This is a genomic window from Trichormus variabilis 0441, assembly GCF_009856605.1.
GTDB lineage: Bacteria > Cyanobacteriota > Cyanobacteriia > Cyanobacteriales > Nostocaceae > Trichormus > Trichormus variabilis.
Genome location: NZ_CP047242.1, coordinates 6,138,548 through 6,154,537, shown reverse-complemented (window position 1 = coordinate 6,154,537; position 15,990 = coordinate 6,138,548). Strand labels below are relative to the sequence as shown.

General features: G+C 42.3%; 16 protein-coding genes. 6 read left to right on the top strand and 10 right to left on the bottom strand.

Annotated features, from left to right (window positions below; genetic code table 11):
* Positions 1-279: 279 nt before the first annotated feature.
* Both GSQ19_RS25355 and GSQ19_RS25350 read right to left on the bottom strand, forming a co-directional pair.
* Positions 280-1,068 carry an ADP-ribosylglycohydrolase family protein gene (locus GSQ19_RS25355; protein ID WP_011320582.1) on the bottom strand — a complete coding sequence of 263 codons (789 nt, stop codon included), beginning with the start codon at positions 1,066-1,068 and terminating at the stop codon, positions 280-282.
* Between the two features lie 186 nt (positions 1,069-1,254).
* Positions 1,255-2,760, bottom strand: coding sequence for an ABC transporter permease subunit (locus tag GSQ19_RS25350; RefSeq protein WP_011320581.1), 1,506 nt, complete (start codon positions 2,758-2,760; stop codon positions 1,255-1,257).
* Between the two features lie 52 nt (positions 2,761-2,812).
* On the opposite strand from GSQ19_RS25350, the gene GSQ19_RS25345 reads away from it, so the two are divergent.
* Positions 2,813-3,292, top strand: coding sequence for a hypothetical protein (locus GSQ19_RS25345; protein WP_224312109.1), 480 nt, complete (start codon positions 2,813-2,815; stop codon positions 3,290-3,292).
* On the opposite strand, the gene GSQ19_RS25340 is transcribed toward GSQ19_RS25345, so the two are convergent.
* The gene (locus GSQ19_RS25340; protein ID WP_041456940.1) at positions 3,289-3,489 is read right to left on the bottom strand and encodes a hypothetical protein; all 201 of its coding nucleotides are present in this window, start codon (positions 3,487-3,489) and stop codon (positions 3,289-3,291) included. The genes GSQ19_RS25345 and GSQ19_RS25340 overlap by 4 nt on opposite strands.
* Positions 3,490-3,636: 147 nt before the next feature.
* Positions 3,637-4,302 carry a lipoyl(octanoyl) transferase LipB gene (gene lipB, locus GSQ19_RS25335; RefSeq protein WP_041456326.1) on the bottom strand — a complete coding sequence of 222 codons (666 nt, stop codon included), beginning with the start codon at positions 4,300-4,302 and terminating at the stop codon, positions 3,637-3,639.
* 586 nt (positions 4,303-4,888) lie between these two features.
* Between lipB and hpf the strand changes: the two genes are divergently transcribed.
* A complete protein-coding gene (gene hpf, locus GSQ19_RS25330) occupies positions 4,889-5,530 on the top strand; it encodes a ribosome hibernation-promoting factor, HPF/YfiA family (protein ID WP_011320577.1) in 642 nt (213 codons plus the stop codon).
* A 109-nt stretch (positions 5,531-5,639) separates the two neighbouring features.
* Here the strand turns inward: hpf and GSQ19_RS25325 are convergent, their stop codons facing one another.
* Both GSQ19_RS25325 and rsmG read right to left on the bottom strand, forming a co-directional pair.
* Complete coding sequence (locus tag GSQ19_RS25325; RefSeq protein WP_011320576.1) at positions 5,640-6,101, bottom strand: peroxiredoxin; 462 nt, start codon at positions 6,099-6,101, stop codon at positions 5,640-5,642.
* An 88-nt stretch (positions 6,102-6,189) separates the two neighbouring features.
* Positions 6,190-6,927: a 16S rRNA (guanine(527)-N(7))-methyltransferase RsmG gene (gene rsmG, locus GSQ19_RS25320; RefSeq protein WP_011320575.1), complete on the bottom strand. Its 738-nt coding sequence runs from the start codon at positions 6,925-6,927 to the stop codon at positions 6,190-6,192.
* Between the two features lie 242 nt (positions 6,928-7,169).
* On the opposite strand from rsmG, the gene GSQ19_RS25315 reads away from it, so the two are divergent.
* From GSQ19_RS25315 to GSQ19_RS25305, 3 genes are all read left to right on the top strand, one after another.
* Positions 7,170-8,138: a DUF1822 family protein gene (locus GSQ19_RS25315; RefSeq protein WP_011320574.1), complete on the top strand. Its 969-nt coding sequence runs from the start codon at positions 7,170-7,172 to the stop codon at positions 8,136-8,138.
* A gap of 164 nt (positions 8,139-8,302) precedes the next feature.
* Positions 8,303-10,651, top strand: a complete 2,349-nt coding sequence (locus GSQ19_RS25310) for a CHASE2 domain-containing protein (protein WP_011320573.1) — start codon at positions 8,303-8,305, stop codon at positions 10,649-10,651.
* Between the two features lie 104 nt (positions 10,652-10,755).
* Positions 10,756-11,559 carry a DUF928 domain-containing protein gene (locus GSQ19_RS25305; protein WP_011320572.1) on the top strand — a complete coding sequence of 268 codons (804 nt, stop codon included), beginning with the start codon at positions 10,756-10,758 and terminating at the stop codon, positions 11,557-11,559.
* A 164-nt stretch (positions 11,560-11,723) separates the two neighbouring features.
* Here GSQ19_RS25305 and hpsU read toward each other — a convergent pair whose 3' ends face one another.
* The 4 genes from hpsU to GSQ19_RS25285 all read right to left on the bottom strand — a co-directional run bounded on the left by hpsU (position 11,724) and on the right by GSQ19_RS25285 (position 15,172).
* Positions 11,724-12,287 (bottom strand): hormogonium polysaccharide biosynthesis acetyltransferase HpsU, encoded by a 564-nt coding sequence (gene hpsU, locus GSQ19_RS25300; protein ID WP_011320571.1) that lies wholly within the window; start codon positions 12,285-12,287, stop codon positions 11,724-11,726.
* Between the two features lie 34 nt (positions 12,288-12,321).
* On the bottom strand, positions 12,322-13,263 hold the full coding sequence (locus GSQ19_RS25295) for a glycosyltransferase family 2 protein (protein ID WP_011320570.1): 942 nt from the start codon (positions 13,261-13,263) through the stop codon (positions 12,322-12,324).
* A gap of 20 nt (positions 13,264-13,283) precedes the next feature.
* Positions 13,284-14,225, bottom strand: a complete 942-nt coding sequence (locus GSQ19_RS25290; RefSeq protein ID WP_011320569.1) for a glycosyltransferase family 2 protein — start codon at positions 14,223-14,225, stop codon at positions 13,284-13,286.
* 149 nt (positions 14,226-14,374) lie between these two features.
* Positions 14,375-15,172 (bottom strand): hypothetical protein, encoded by a 798-nt coding sequence (locus tag GSQ19_RS25285; RefSeq protein ID WP_011320568.1) that lies wholly within the window; start codon positions 15,170-15,172, stop codon positions 14,375-14,377.
* Positions 15,173-15,382: 210 nt separating this feature from the next.
* Here GSQ19_RS25285 and cobU point away from each other — a divergent pair, with 210 nt between their 5' ends.
* On the top strand, positions 15,383-15,937 hold the full coding sequence (gene cobU / locus GSQ19_RS25280; protein WP_011320567.1) for a bifunctional adenosylcobinamide kinase/adenosylcobinamide-phosphate guanylyltransferase: 555 nt from the start codon (positions 15,383-15,385) through the stop codon (positions 15,935-15,937).
* Positions 15,938-15,990 lie beyond the last annotated feature (53 nt).

Below are 15,990 nucleotides of genomic sequence, written 5' to 3'. Positions count from 1 at the left end.
GGGGTGGAAAATTTTTCTGGGAAAATTCTCTATCTGGAGTCTTATATAAAGTTTGGCTAATTGTTTTCCATCTGCTTACTCTAGTTGGGGGTAATCGCTAAGAGAGAATTATTTTTCCATTACTCATCCCACAGCTATTACAAGCATTCAAATTGTTATTTAGATGTTTCCCTTACCCACCTGCACCCTTACACCCCGAAAGGCTTATATCTTAAAGATTTGCGCTTATCTTAGTGCCATTCGACCTGAAAATGTAGTGTTCTGTAGGGTAGGGATGGACTAAAGACAGTATTTATACATAAATTTTTCCGTAGTGGTACATAAATGTTCATTTAAATGAGACAAAGTTTGTTCAGCGATCGCTCTGGGTACACCTCCATAGTATGCTTGAGCGATTGCACCAGTAATACAGGCGATGGTATCGCTATCACCACCAAGGGAAACGGCATTGCGAATTGCATCTTCAAAGTCCGAGGATTCTAAAAAGGCAATAATTGCTGGGGGGACGGAACCTGGACAGGTAGCATCATATTGGTAAGTCGGTCTGATTTGTTCTAGGGTTTGCTCTAGGTTGTAACCAAAGTTATCTTGAATGTAGGATTTAATCTCTGCTTTATCCCAGCCTGTCCTAGCGAGGAAGATGGCGGATGCTGTAGCTTGTGCGCCTTTGATCCCTTCTGGGTGGTTATGAGTAACTTCTGCACTACCTTTAGCTTGTTGTAAGACAGTGTTTAAATCTGGGAAGGCAAAGGCAATAGGACTGACGCGCATAGCTGCACCATTACCAAAACTATTGTATGGTTGAGTGCTGTTAGATTTAGCCCAGTTACTAAAGTTACGTCCATAGCCTGCATATAGGTAGCGACGATAGTACCACTTGAATTGGTCAATGTATTTACTGCTTTGCGGAAATTGATCAGTGTTGAGGATCACATCTGCCACTGCCACAGTTAGCACTGTATCATCAGTGAAGCGACTCTGCCTGCTAAACAAGGGAAAATCTTTCGTTTTGATACTGTTTCCCTCATAAACTGAACCAATTATGTCACCTGCGATCGCACCCAACATATTATCTTTCACTTAGTCATCTTAGGCTGGTTTTTCTAGGTGTAGTATTGCATTATGCTCAGGTACACCTCCAAGCGATCGCTTGCTTTCCTCTAAATAGTACATTTCTTTGAGGCCAATGTACTTACAAATTACTGAATTTGAATTTTGTTGGCGCAGCCTACCCGTAGGGTATTTTGAATTGATTCATCTTTTGGCTTTTCGTTGTTGAGCTTTCATGGTCGGATTCATCCACATTTCTAAACGGCTCAGAACTTGAGAAGCTAAAAGTGTTAAACATAAATATACTATGGCGACAGCCGCATAAATTTCAAAGGCACGATAGTTGTCTGCAACAATCAATTGCCCTTTGCGGAATAACTCTTCAAATCCAATCACGGCAACTAAACTCGTATCCTTTAACAAACTGATGAACTCATTACCCAAAGGTGGTAACATTCGCCGGAAGGCTTGGGGAAAAATTACCAGACGCATTGTCAACCAAGGATTTAAACCTAATGATTTAGCCGCTTCTGTTTGTCCAATTTCTATTGATTGAATACCAGCACGGACAATTTCAGCGATGTAGGCGGCTGCATTTACACTTAAGGCAATAACTCCCGCTACCCAACGGTCAAAGTTAAATGTAAAACCAAGTTGTTGAGCAAGTGCTGGTATTCCAAAGTAAATCATAAAAATTTGTACTAGCAGAGGTGTTCCCCGGAAGAAATCTACATAAGCTCTGGCTAATAAACGTGCAGGGGTAAATTGGGAAAGACGAATCAACGCAATTAAAGTACCACATATTAACCCCAATAATGTAGACAAAATTGTCAGTTGTATGGTGACTAATGCACCTTGTAATAAAGTCGGGAGAAACTGTAAAATCAGTTTAATTGAGCTAGATTTACGAGTATTATTTTGATTTTCATAGAGTGATTTATCTGGTAAAGATGGTGGTTCTGCTTTGAACCATTTCTGGTAAATTTGGGAATAGGTACCATTTGTTAACACCCGATTTAATCCATCATTAATTAGTGCCAAATAAGGTGAGTTTTGGGCTGTAGCAATACCATAATATTCTTCTGTTAGCAACTTTTCGACAACTTTAATTCCTTGTAAATTGCCTGTATTAATAGCATATAAAGTCACAGGTGCATCATTGATGACTGCATCTACATTGCTATTCAGTAATTCTTGTAGGGCTAGGGGTGCAGAATCAAAGCTACGAATTTGCGCCCCTGGAATACTTTTGGCTTTTTCTGCGCCGGTTGTGCCAATCTGCACGGCGATTTTTTTATTTTTGAGACTGTCAAAACCTGTAATATCTTCATCGCTGGAGCGAATAGCGATCGCTAACCCTGCTTTAAAATAAGGACGAGAGAACGCAACGGTTTTTGCCCGTTCGGCGGTGATGGTGATGGAACTAATCGCCGCGTCTACAGTTCTGCTTTGCAAGGCGGGGATAATCCCGTCAAAAGGCAGACTTTGGAAACTTACTCTCAAGTTAGCAGCAGAGGCGATGGCATTCATCAAATCTATAGAAAAACCCTGTAAATTTCCCCCTTGCCCTGTAAACTCAAAAGGTGGAAAGGCTGGTTCTGTTGCTATCCTTAGAGTTTTTTCTTGACTTAAATTGCCACTACAACCAGTAAGTAACAAACAAATTAAGCTCAACACCAGACACCAACGTCCAAAAACCCGCTTACTCATCCAACTTCTCCCCTGTTATAACAATGGTGATTATCAGATATTTTGATGAGATATGTTAGTTAACAGAAATTGGTGTTGGGAATTAGCAGCATCAGGACGCGGCCCTGATTGGCTGTGTGTAGTAGAAGTGACCCCGCAAAGCATACCACAACTTGAGGCTGTAATTTCTCAATTATCCCTACCATCATTTACATATATTCCGGTGCATGACCATGACTGTTATCACCTGTTTGTAAATGAATCTCATGCCGAAGCATTTAAGGCGAACTTAGAAGGGAAAAACCCGGTAAATATCTGGATTTACCACTCCATAGAAATTCATGGTCATATCATCAAGATTGAATGTGGATATGGCGGCTACCCAGACAGTGTTTACCACAGTATTGAAACAGCTTTTTTGCTGAATTTGTGTAACAACCCAAATATGGCGATCGCACAATGGCACCTATACGCTGGTGGTATGGGTTATGATTACATCACAGTTAAAACAGGTAAAACTTCTGTGGAACTCATGCAGTACATCATTGGTTAAAGATATTCGCGCAAGAAATCAAAGGGATCATCTTCCCAGCAAGGTTCGGGTATCATCAACTGCAAATTAACATTGATATCAGCTTCCACGTCATCTATATCATCTCTATCAAACATTTCTAATAAAGCCTTCCAGTCACGTTCCTTCAGAGAAGTAAATACTGGAGCGTCAATCTGCGGATTGATTGGATAATTCACAAACAAAATCGGAGTTGAAGGGTGCAAAAAATAGGTTTGAAGACTGGTAAGCATTCATATTCTAGCTTGAACCAGAATATTCTCATATATGCAAATTTTCGTAGTAGATTGCACCTATTACATCATGAAGCAGTCAACAGTTAACTGTCAACTTTCCACTAATACTAGACCAAACACTTCTGCAAAAGCCTGGACAACATGAACTCGTACTTCCTCACAAGTAATTCCTGGTATCCATTGGGCTAAACTGCCAACAGGCTTATCAGTAATGCCACAAGGGACTATTCGGCCAAACCCTGTCATATCAGGACAGACATTTAAAGCAAAACCGTGCATGGTAATCCAACGACTAACTTTAATCCCGATGGCTGCAACTTTCCTCCCTTCTAACCAAACCCCAGTCAAAGATGGCAGGCGATCGCCTTTTAAGCCGTAAACTGCTAGTACACGGATGATAACTTCTTCTAATTGTCGCAAATACCAGTGCAAGTCTTGGCGATGGCGGCGCAGATTTAAAATCGGATACCCCACTAATTGACCTGGACAGTGGTAAGTAACTTCTCCACCCCGTTCAATTCGATGTATCTCAAACTCACTTTGATTAGGGTCAAATTTGAGAAATTCTAGACTACTGCCTTGCCCCAACGTGTAAACCGGCGGATGTTCCAGCAATATCAGTACATCCTCTAGATTAGGGTAATCGATGCGTTGGTGCAAGAGCGATCGCTGCCATGCGTGAGCTTCCAAGTATGGCATCAATCCCTTGTTATATAACAAACAACTGTTCTCTGGGGGTTTATTACTACGGATCATGCCAAAAATCAACAGGTTTTACAACTAAATATATTTCAACTCACAGCTTTTGAGTCAACAATTGTCAAGCTTTGCAAAGGATTTTAAAGGAACATCAAGGGAATCAGCCATCGCAAATACAAAGTGCTAGTTTGAATATATAACCACATCAGGTGTTGGGAGGAATTCTCTACAATAAGCATCATGCCAAGTTCATAAAGAACAAATACACTGGCTGATGAATCTAAAATGAGTTATTTGCATCTACAGTCGTTGTGTAATCCATCATCAAGTGAGCAAACTTCTTTTAACAAGCCAGAAGTAACTACTATCAAGTTATGTAAAGTTTGTTTCCATGAAGCAGGAAGTCAAAACAGCCATTGCTCATATTACCTTATTTGAGAAAAATATCTGCTTATGCCATTGTCTAGCGAACAATTGGTAACTCAGAAATCAGGTGGAAGATGCAGAAAACTTTAGAACAAGCTAGCCGTATATAAGAAAGTTCACATTTGGTATTGGTGCAATAAATAGAACTTACCGCAGTCTCTTTTCATACAAAAACACCATCACATCAAATATTGTGCTATTGAGCGGGAGAGTTTACATGAAGCTTGTCATCCACGGCAAAAATATAGAAATTACCGATGCGATTCGAGAATATGTGCATCAGAAAATTGAAAAGGCGGTTAATCACTTTCAGAACATCACCAATGAAGTGGATGTCCATTTAAGCGTGGCTCGCAATCCCCGAATTAATACCAGACAAGCAGCTGAAGTTACCATCTATGCAAATGGTAGCGTCATCCGCGCGGAGGAAAGCAGCGAAAATTTATACGCAAGCATTGATTTAGTAGCAGACAAGATTTCCCGACAACTGCGTAAATATAAAGAAAGAAAACAAGACCAGAAAACACAAGCTCTACCAACTACCGAAACCATCGTACCAGAAACAGTAGTTGCAGATTTAATAGGCGATCGCACTCCCGAACTCCCCGAAGAAGTCGTCCGCACCAAATACTTTTCCATGCCCCCCATGACCGTTACCGAAGCCTTAGAGCAGTTGCAACTAGTGGGGCATGACTTTTATATGTTCCATAACGCCGAAACAGGAGAAATTAACGTTATTTATGAACGCAACCACGGCGGCTATGGTGTGATTCAACCCCGAAATAATAACGGACACACCAACGGAAAAAATGGTAAAACTCATCATGTCGTGATGGCGGAAAAGTCTCATAGTAGGTAAGGGACTGGGGACTGGGGACTGGGAGAGCAGGGGGAGCAGGGGGAGCAGGGGAAGCAGGTGGTAAATTTCATCACCGATACCCAATACCCAATCCCCAATACCCAATCCCCTATTTATTCGCCAACTGTTGCAGAGTTTTCAACGCTTCCTCGACGTGTCCTTGGAAGTTGAACATGGAATCAAAAACGTATTTGATAACTCCCTGTTGGTCGATGACGTAAGTAACGCGACCGGGAAACAAACCAAAAGCGGCTGTTGCGCCGTATAGTTTGCGTACTTGGTCGCCTTTGTCGCTCAACAGAGTAAAAGGTAAATTGTATTTAGAAGCAAATTTTTGGTGAGATTCGTTAGAGTCACCACTGACACCAATAATTTCCGCCCCAGCAGTTTGAAAAACTTCATAGCGATCGCGGAAAGCACAAGATTCTGCTGTACATCCTGGTGTATCATCTTTGGGATAAAAGTACAGCACCACAGCCTTTTTACCGCGAAAATCACTCAGGCTCACCGATGAGCCATTTTGTGCAGGTAAAGTAAAATCAGGTGCAGAGTCTCCAACTTTAACTGGCATATAAAATTAATAAACTATACATTTCTTTATATTGTATGACTATTTGCGAAAGCGATAGCGCCAGCGCCGACTTGTCAGTTCGCCTTTCCTAAATAGGCTTTTGAGTCGGTACACCAACAGCACGAGGAAAATTAGCTGGTGTTTTAGCTACCTTCCGTAAGTAAAGACAGTGCCGAACGCTGTTAGTTAAGGGGGTAGTAAAGTTGTCTATTAATTCAACTGTGCCACCTAACTGCCGCACTGCATTTTCCAAAGATGTAGTTTCTTCTTCAGTCCAAGTACCACGATAAATTACAGCCAAACCACCTAACTTTAGTAAAGGTAAAGTATATTCTGCACAAGCCGAAGCAGTGCCAACCGCACGAATTAGAGCAACATCATATTGTTCTCGATGCTGTGGTTGTTGACCAATTTCTTCCGCCCTACTAACCAACGTTTTGGCATTAGTCAGGCCAAGTTCCTTCAAGATTGATTCGATAAAAGCAATCTTTTTGCGCGTTGAATCCACCAGCGTCATTGTAGAATTAGGGGCGATAATTGCCACAGGAACACCAGGAAACCCAGCACCAGTACCAATATCAATGACAGATGCACCCACTGGCAGAAACGAGATTAATTGTTGCTGTGGTGCAACTCCTCGCAGTGAATCCCAAAGATGTTTTTCCCAAAATTCCTGCGGTTCAGTAATGCGAGTTAAATTTAACTGGCGATTACCTTCCAGAATTAACTCATAAAGCTGCTGAAATCGCGCCTGTTGAGAGTCTGTTGGTTGCCAATTAAGAGTTTGCTGCCAAATTTCAGCCATTTCTGGCAATAAGTTAGTCATTAGTCATTAGTCAGTGGTCAATAGTCAATGGTCAATGGTCAATGGTCAATAGTCAACACTTCTCTTTTCCCCCAGTCCCCAGTCCCCAGTCCCCAGTCCCCTCAACTGCTGCAAGAAAATAAATACCAACTAACTGATCACCAGTCCTGAAAATTTCGCTGATTTTTTTACATTTTGTGGCATAAATTTAGTGAATGCGGGCGATATGTATACAGCAGCATTGATTCAGTGGGGATTGAACCATGACTAAAACTACCAACCAGCTAGACGATTTCGCCATCACACTACCAATTACTCAAGCAGCTCGTATTGCTGCCCAGCAGTTCGCCAACAGACAGCCTAATTCCCGAAAAGCCGAGCAAGTTAGGCTCAATACTTTGGCTGTGTCAGTGGTGAATGATTATTTGCAAATGATGGAAGTTGCAACTAATTTGACAGCTAGTGACAGTTGGAACCCATTAATGCAGCTATGTGGAGATGTAGCTGATCTAGAAGTTCCTTCAGTTGGTCGTTTAGAATGCCGTCCTGTTCAGCTGCATGAGCAAGTATGTTCTGTTCCCCCAGAAACTTGGGAAGAAAGAATTGGTTATGTAATTGTACAAGTTGATGAAACTAATACAGAAGCTAAATTAATAGGTTTTACTAAAAAAGTTAATCAAGAAACATTACCTCTAAATCAACTACAACCTATAGAAGCATTGATCGATCGCCTAGAACAACTCAAAACTTCTCCTGTGGATGCTTTGGTGAATTTGAGTCAGTGGTTTGTCGGGCAATTTGAATCTGGCTGGCAAACAGTAGAAACTTTGTGGAATTCCCTGGAAGCTAGACCTGCTTATGGCTTTCGTAGCCCTGTAAGCACTCCAGATACAACTTTGAGTCAAGCAGAAGCCGTTACCAGACGAGCAAAACTCATTGACTTGGGGATCAAAATAGTTGACCAACCAGTAATGTTGATTGTGGAAATTGCACCTGAAGCAAACGGACAAATCGGTGTCCGTTTGCAACTACACTCCACAGGTAATCAAATACATCTACCCACAGGAGTAAAACTGACAGTAATAGACACTTCCGGCGCAGTATTTCTAGAAGCTCAAGCCAGGAGTGCTGACAACTACCTACAACTACAATTTCGTGGGGAAATTCAGGAACAGTTCAGCGTTCAGGTCGCATTAGATGATATGAGTATTACAGAGAGCTTTGTAATTTAAAGCAACCAGATTTTTACTATGTAGTTGGTAATAGGTAAATACCAATAAGTAACTAAATTATTGATATGTAGGAACTTCAGGTAAACTGGGCGGGAATTGCTGATTTGTCAAAAATTGAGTAAATCAGAACTCCAGTGGTTGGGAATCGGAGCAAAGCGACGGTCATGGCAAAGTTAGTAGTACTGAAATTTGGAGATGGTAGTTTTGAGCAGGGGTTTACCGTAACTCTTCAGATTGGTGAAGAAAGCGATCGCCCATCGACGGAAATCACAGGTAAACTCCCACCATGTCCCGAAATATTACTTTACTACTCTCGTTGGCAGTCCACCTATCTACAGCTTGGTAATGGTTATCGTCTAGATGCTGACAAAATCCAAGTTACAAATGTGTCAGTAACTCAAGATTGTCATGAGTTAGCTTTAATTGTCCGCGCTCGCTTTAATACTTGGCTACAAGCACAAGAATTTCGACCCTTACGGGAAAAATGGCTGGAGAAATTACAGCCCACCGATGAAATCAGAGTAATTTTACAATCAGAAAATAGCTACTTACAAAGATTACCTTGGCATATCTGGGATTTACTGGAACGCTATCCCAAGGCAGAAATCGCCCTCTCTTCACCAAGCTATGAGCTAATTCATAAACGCAGAACTTCCAGTCCAACTGTGAATATTTTGGCGATTGTCGGTAATAGTCAGGGCATTGATACCCACGCAGACCAAGCAATGCTGCAAAATTGTCCCAATGCGGACGTTAGCTTTTTAGTAGAACCACAACGCAAAGAATTAACAGATCATTTGTGGGGAAAAAGCTGGGATATTTTATTTTTCGCTGGACACAGTTCTAGTCAAGGAGATGATGGGATTGGGCGAATCTACCTCAACCAGACTGATAGCCTCAGCATTAGTGAATTAAAATATGCCTTGAAACAAGCGATAGCAAGGGGTTTACAACTAGCAATTTTCAACTCTCGTGATGGATTGGGACTGGCGAAAGAACTAGCTGATTTAAACATTCCCCAGATCATTGTCATGCGCGAACCTGTTCCCGATCAGGTAGCCCAAGAGTTTTTAAAATATTTTCTCCTCAGCTTTGCTAATGGTGAATCTTTATACCAAGCAGTCCGGCACGCACGGGAGCGATTGCAAGGATTAGAAGATAGATTTCCCTGTGCAACTTGGCTACCAGTAATTTGTCAAAATCCTGCTCAAAAGCCACTGACTTGGGAGGAACTCACAGAACCACCAACCCAACCAATATTTAATGATGTCCCACCAGTCTCTAAAAAACGCGGATTAAAAAGGACTGTATTTTCGAGTTTGCTAGTGACCGCCGCAGTTTATGGATTAAGGTTTTTGGGCGCTTTACAAACTGGGGAACTGCAAGCATTTGATCAGATGATGCGATCGCGCCCCGACGAAGGCCCCGATCCCAGGATATTAATCGTCACCATTGACGATGAAGATTTAGCTCATCAGCGACGTAACAACGAGTACCTAAAAGGTACATCTATATCAGAGAAATCACTTAATTTACTCCTAGCAAAAATATCCCAGTATCAACCAAAAGCTATTGGCTTAGATATTTATCGTGATTTCCATGCCGAACAACCAGAGTTAATCTCTCGACTACGACAAACTGAGAATTTAATTGGTATATGCAAAGGAAGTGATACCAGCGAAAATATCAAAGGCATTGAATCACCACCAGAAATTCCGCAAGAACGCCTGGGATTTAGTGACTTTGTTCACGATGATGATGGTGTAGTACGGCGACATCTCCTGTTTATGAGTCAGGAAACAGCCTCATTATGTTCTGCGTCCTATGCTTTCAGTTCTCAATTGGCATTCCGCTATCTATCCTCCTTAGGCATTCAAGCAAAATTTACCTCTGGACAATTCACCAAAAATTTAAAGTTGGGTGATACCGTACTGCATCGCCTTTCGTCTCGCATGGGAGCCTATCAAAATATTGATGCCAATGGTGGTCAAATCTTACTAAACTATCGCGCCGCCAAGAAAATCGCCGAACAGGTGACACTTACCCAACTTTTATCTAGTCCTATCAATCCCAACGCCATTAAAGACCGGATTATACTCATTGGCGTGGTAGCCAAAGGCGACTTTCCCGACTATTGGGCTACACCATACGGCCATCTTCTAGATGAGCAAATGCCCGGAGTCATGGTACAAGCTCACATGGTTAGCCAGATTATTAGTGCTGTTTTAGATGGACGCTCTCTGTTGAGGGTTTGGTTGCCTGGGTTAGAAATAATCTGGATTGGAATTTGGGCTGGATTAGGAGGATTCCTAGCTTGGAGATGGCGTTTGCTCCCTCATTTAGCATTAGCAGTTGGTATTAGTTCTAGCGTTTTGTACTTATTATGTCTGAGCCTGCTAGTTTGGGGCTTTTGGGTTCCCTTTGTCCCATCAGCTTTATCTCTGGTATCAACTGTTACGGTAGTTACAATTCAAAATTCCAAGTTTCTAGAGGAAGAGGGGGGTAGGGAGTAGGGGGGCAGAGGGGGCAGGGGGAGCAGAGGGAGCAGGGGAAGACAACTGACAACAGACAACTGACTATTGACTATTGACTATTGACTAATTTGGTTTTACTTACTATGTCCACTTTAAAACCGATCCAACTATTATTAGCCTTAACTGTTGGCTACACCAGTTTATTAGGCGCAAATTCTGGGTTATTAGCAACGACACCTGTTAACCCACGTAACAATAACAATATAAGTACTGCTCACAAAAAAAATACCTTTGTTCAACCGCCTCTACCTAATTCAGAACGTCGTCCTGGTGGGCGTGTTCGTGGTGGTGCTAAACGGGGTACTTGCCCATCGGTTGAACCTCAACTCACCGCTTTAGTACCATTCACTCAAGATGCTCCCACAATCACCAATGTTTGGGGATTGACAACAAAGGCGCATCCGACATTTTTGTTTTATGTGCCGTATGCCAAAGATTCTGGCTATCCGACAGAATTTGTTTTGCAAGACCAGGATACAAATATTATTTACCAAAAGGCGATCGCTCTACCTGAAAAACCAGGAATTATTAGTGTTTCTCTGCCTGCGGATGTTGCCGGTTTAGCTGTAGATAAGCAATATCGTTGGTTTTTCACCGTAGAGTGCGACCAACAAAAGCCAGCACCCCCAATTTATGTTGAAGGAGTCGTTCAAAGAGTCCAACTTACACCCGCAACTGCCAAGCAACTGGAAACAGCATCACCATTACAACAAGTAGCCATCTATGGGGAAAATGGCATTTGGTTCGAGGCAGCCAACACACTGTTTCAGATGCTGCAAACAAATCCTCAAGACCCAGCCATCCAAGAAAATTGGCGGCGATTACTCACCAGCATTAGCTTGGGTGACATTGTAACCAAACCTATGGTTTCCCATAAACTTCAGTAGCGGACTGGGGAGGAATCAATTCAAAATTCAAAATTCAAAATTCAAAATTCAACAATTCCCCCCTTCCTCCCCTGCCTCCCCTGCCTCCCCGAAGTTCGCCCGGAGGGAAACCCTCCTTGCGACTTCTCTTCCTGCCTCCCCTGCTCCCTCTGCCCCCTCCTCCCTCACTCCTTCAACCTGGGATGCTGAGGACGGCAAGGGCTACCCCAGCAAACTTGCCCAGCCGGCATATTAGTAAAAACACTGCTGCGAGCGCCAATCACGGCGTTAGCTCCTATTTCCACCCCTGGTGCGATGAAACAATCTGTAGCAACCCAAGCGCCGTTGCCAATGGTAATCCCTGCTACCTTTAATCTGAATGTAGGGTCTTGGATATCATGGCTACCTGTACATAGGTAACTTTTCTGTGAAATTACGCAGTGTTGCCCGATGTGAATTTCATCTAGACTGTAGAGAACTACATCATCGCCAACCCAACTGTAATCCCCGATGGTAACTTTCCAGGGGAAGGTAAAACGTGCAGTGGGACGAACTACCACACCTCTACCAATCCGCGCACCAAACAGACGTAATAGCCAACAACGGATGTTACTAGAAGGATGGGGAGTCAGAGGAAAGGCGATCGCCTGCACCAACCACCATAACAAAATATACCAAGCTGAACGCCCCCGATCAAACCAAGATTGGTCGTACAGGCGTAAATCTACAAAGGGTTTGTCGTTAGTCATTAGTCATTAGTCATTAGTCATCTCTCCAAATCTTCTAAGTTGTAGATTTCTCGATTTCTTGGGTGAGAGATGGCGGGATAGAATTAGAAGTATTTGCCGTATTTAATGTACCACCACAATTGCGTAATTCGTAGAGTTTAACGCCAATTTGATATTCATATTGACTGAGTAGCCTGCCATAAATATATCCGGCTCGACCATCTAAAAAACCTAAGCGAATAACGTAGAACAAAATAAACCTTAAGAGTGGCTTAAATGGCAGACGTACCCAGACTCTCTTGAGAAAGCGCTTGCGTTGTACGGCTTCACCAAATAAATTGGCTCCAATAGTATCCCTATCATCTTGACCTGTAATCAGGTTGTAATAAACGCGAGCTTCCCAGTTGGAATAACGATTGTGTCTTTCTAACCAGTGGTAAATATCGCGGAAATCTTCATGGAGCATATCTTCTTTGAGATAACCAACTTTACCCTGCATAACAACGTGTTCATGAACTTCGTTATCACCAGTATTTGCTACATCTTCGGTATGCAGATTTTCGTAACGACCTAATTTATGCTTAAATAACCGCAGATTCCAATCAGGATACTTGCCACCATAGCGAATCCACTTACCTAAGAAAAATACACGACGATTGAGATAGTAACCTGTATATTCTTCTGTTTTGATTACTTGGGCAATTTCATCCCACAATTCATTAGGAATACGCTCATCGCAATCTACAATTAATACCCACTCGTTGCGAAATGGCAGGTTATCTAAAGACCAATTCTTCTTTTTCGGCCAGCGTCCATTAAAGTAGAACTGTACTAGATTTGCACCATAGTTTTTGGCAATTTCAATGCTCTTATCAGTACTTTGAGAATCTACAATAAATATCTCATCTGCTCTTTGTAGGCTATCAAGACAGGCTGGCAGATTTGCCTGTTCATTTTTGGCGGGAATGAGTACAGAAACGGGAACTTTGGCAGACATATATAATTTAGTTTAAGGGACTATGGACTACTTTTATTATTAGCTGTAAACAGCAAACCTTGAAGGACAGCATTTAAGTAACCTATTTGACCATAAGCATATACCAAGTTATCAAAACGTTCTGCTGGATTAGAAAAATAGCGGAATGCTTTATACAAGCCACGCGCTAACCGTTCGCAACCCCTTGATAACTGTCCAACACCGGCTTTCCCTGATAGTTGTTCTCGATAACACTCACTAATTCCTTGCCACCAACCCCGATTTAAAAACCAGGAGCGATTGAGGCGTTCTGGGGCAACGTTGTGAGCAACCAAAGCTTCTGGAAGATAAGCAACTTGCCAACCCCCTGTAAGCGCTAGTTCTGTCATTTGTAGTTCCTCATTGGATAGGAGGTTTTTGCCGATGCGACCAAGTTGAGGGTCAAAACCTCCAATTTCTTCGAGAAAAGTCCGGCGGATAGAGTAATTCAATCCCCTTGGTGTTAAGCCTGGTTGTTGAATGTAAATCAGTTTATCTCCTAAGTCATAGGCTCCCAAGTTTCCTGCTAACCCAGAAGATAGCCACCTTGGTGGTTGGGTATCTGGAGGCCATAGGAGAGTGACTTTACCACCAGCGATCGCTAGTTGAGGATAGTCTTGATAGGCAGAGTACAATACCTGTAACCAGCGAGTACTAGCAACTGCATCATCATCCAAGTAAGCCAGAATTTCGGCACTAGCAAATTTAGCACCAGTGTTTCTGGCTACAGATAAACCAATGGTGGGTTCAAAGACATATTTTAAACGAGGATCACAGGCTCTTTGCTCGACTACTTCACGGGTGCGATCGCTAGATCCGTTGTCTATCACCACAACTTCAAACTCACCAGCAAAATCTTGCACTAACAAGCTATCAATCGCTGCACCTAGATAGGTATCTCGATTGTGTGTACAGATAATGGCAGAGATTTGCGGATCTGGCATGGTTATTGATGGTGGATTTTACGTTCGCTGCGTCATTCGTAATTAATTTAACTCGAAGTCAGTCAGTTTTGCCTTTAACTACTGAAACTTAATCTATACTTAGCTTTCCTCCTTACCAACCGCGTTTTTGCGGAAATAATGTGAGAATTTCATGTCTGTTGAATGTGACTATGTAAAACTACGAGGGTTTCCGCTAGTTGACTGAGACGAGTTTCCAGATATTGCTTACGTCCCAAAAATTGGCGTAATTTTTGGTAACGAGCGATCGCCATACTCACGCTAGCCAACTGATCTGCTGGACATGGGCGCGACCAAACTCTACCAGAATTATCCAACCCACAAAGATGATAACCAGTACGAGGTGCTTGATGAGGTACTTTCCCATCATTAGCACAAATTTCTTCTACGTAATTCATCAGGCGATCGACTTCTGCATGGCGTAACGTAGCAGTACCAGCAGCTTCAGGTTCGCTAGGATTGGATTCTAACCAACCATTAACAATTGGCCCTTCTAAGTAAATATCTTGAATTTGTTGTAGTATATTTTGTAATTCTTGCTGCCAACCAGCAACTATTTCTTGAATTTCTTGCAACATATTCATCGCCAACGCTGGGTTTGCACCGTGGCGATGACTACTGAAGGTAGGTGTCTTAAATTTTGGCAAGCTTGGTGTTTTGCCTAGCCCCTCCTGTGCCGGAAAAGTCTGCACAGAACTATGGTGGGGAAATAAATTTTGTTCAGGCGAAGAATACTCAACGTGAGTATCTATGTCCAGATTTTGTGTTTTTTCTGGGCTGTTACCTTCACTTTCGGCTGTGTCTTTACCTGCAACACTAATCCTAAAAGATAGTGGACGTTTTGTAGAATCACTTACTTCTGTTGCAGTAGTGTCCTTTGTCCCTAAATCATGTAAAGTTGCTTCAATGCGTTTTATGCCTGCTTTCATATACCTAATTCCTCAAATCTACGTTCCCCAAAGCTATTTAATATTTGAAAATGGGGGTGTTAAGATTTTTTAGCTTGTGCCAATTTTGGCATAAATAATGCTGGTGATAATTTTATCTCTTAAAAGTTATTTATTTACACTAAATTTTCTCAATGTCAGGGGTTTGGGGGTGTAGGGGTGTAGGGCGACAAATCAATTGAGGAAACAACTTTGGGACAAGTGATCTTAATTACGGGGCCTGCTAGGTCTGGAAAAAGTGAATGGGCGGAGACTTGGGCAAGAGAGTCAGGGAAAACGGTGATTTACGTGGCTACAGCAACTAGGAACCCAGATGATGCAGAATGGCAAGAACGTATTCAACAGCATCAAAACCGTCGTCCTCAAGATTGGGTAACCCTAGAAGTTCCAACTACATTATCTGCGACCCTGGCAAATACCAAGGCTAACAGTTGTGTTTTGGTGGATTCTCTGGGAACTTGGGTAGCGAATCTTTTAGAACAAGATGAAGTCAGTTGGGCAAGTACCGTAGCCGAATTTTTGGTAACAGTACAGCTAGTTGCGGCTGATATGGTGTTTGTGGCGGAAGAAACTGGTTGGGGTATAGTGCCAGCATACCCTTTAGGCAGGAAATTCCGCGATCGCCTTGGTGCTTTAGTCCGCCAATTAGGTGGGATGTGCGATAGCGTTTACTTAGTCACTGGCGGTTATGCACTCAATCTCACCGCTTTGGGTACACGATTACCAGACTCAATAGATTACGAATAATTAAGAATTAATTAAAAAATATTAAGAGAACTTGATTATTATTTTGCTGTGCA

What these genes read in the sequence shown, in the direction of transcription:
- GSQ19_RS25355 (WP_011320582.1), bottom strand. Translation starts at nt 1,068, where the DNA reads ATGTTGGGTGCGATCGCAGGTGACATAATTGGTTCAGTTTATGAGGGA.
- GSQ19_RS25305 (WP_011320572.1), top strand. Translation starts at nt 10,756, where the DNA reads ATGTCCACTTTAAAACCGATCCAACTATTATTAGCCTTAACTGTTGGC.
- hpsU (WP_011320571.1), bottom strand. Translation starts at nt 12,287, where the DNA reads ATGACTAACGACAAACCCTTTGTAGATTTACGCCTGTACGACCAATCT.
- GSQ19_RS25325 (WP_011320576.1), bottom strand. Translation starts at nt 6,101, where the DNA reads ATGCCAGTTAAAGTTGGAGACTCTGCACCTGATTTTACTTTACCTGCA.
- GSQ19_RS25295 (WP_011320570.1), bottom strand. Translation starts at nt 13,263, where the DNA reads ATGTCTGCCAAAGTTCCCGTTTCTGTACTCATTCCCGCCAAAAATGAA.
- GSQ19_RS25290 (WP_011320569.1), bottom strand. Translation starts at nt 14,225, where the DNA reads ATGCCAGATCCGCAAATCTCTGCCATTATCTGTACACACAATCGAGAT.
- GSQ19_RS25350 (WP_011320581.1), bottom strand. Translation starts at nt 2,760, where the DNA reads ATGAGTAAGCGGGTTTTTGGACGTTGGTGTCTGGTGTTGAGCTTAATT.
- GSQ19_RS25285 (WP_011320568.1), bottom strand. Translation starts at nt 15,172, where the DNA reads ATGAAAGCAGGCATAAAACGCATTGAAGCAACTTTACATGATTTAGGG.
- lipB (WP_041456326.1), bottom strand. Translation starts at nt 4,302, where the DNA reads ATGATCCGTAGTAATAAACCCCCAGAGAACAGTTGTTTGTTATATAAC.
- GSQ19_RS25315 (WP_011320574.1), top strand. Translation starts at nt 7,170, where the DNA reads ATGACTAAAACTACCAACCAGCTAGACGATTTCGCCATCACACTACCA.
- GSQ19_RS25310 (WP_011320573.1), top strand. Translation starts at nt 8,303, where the DNA reads ATGGCAAAGTTAGTAGTACTGAAATTTGGAGATGGTAGTTTTGAGCAG.
- GSQ19_RS25345 (WP_224312109.1), top strand. Translation starts at nt 2,813, where the DNA reads ATGTTAGTTAACAGAAATTGGTGTTGGGAATTAGCAGCATCAGGACGC.
- rsmG (WP_011320575.1), bottom strand. Translation starts at nt 6,927, where the DNA reads ATGACTAACTTATTGCCAGAAATGGCTGAAATTTGGCAGCAAACTCTT.
- hpf (WP_011320577.1), top strand. Translation starts at nt 4,889, where the DNA reads ATGAAGCTTGTCATCCACGGCAAAAATATAGAAATTACCGATGCGATT.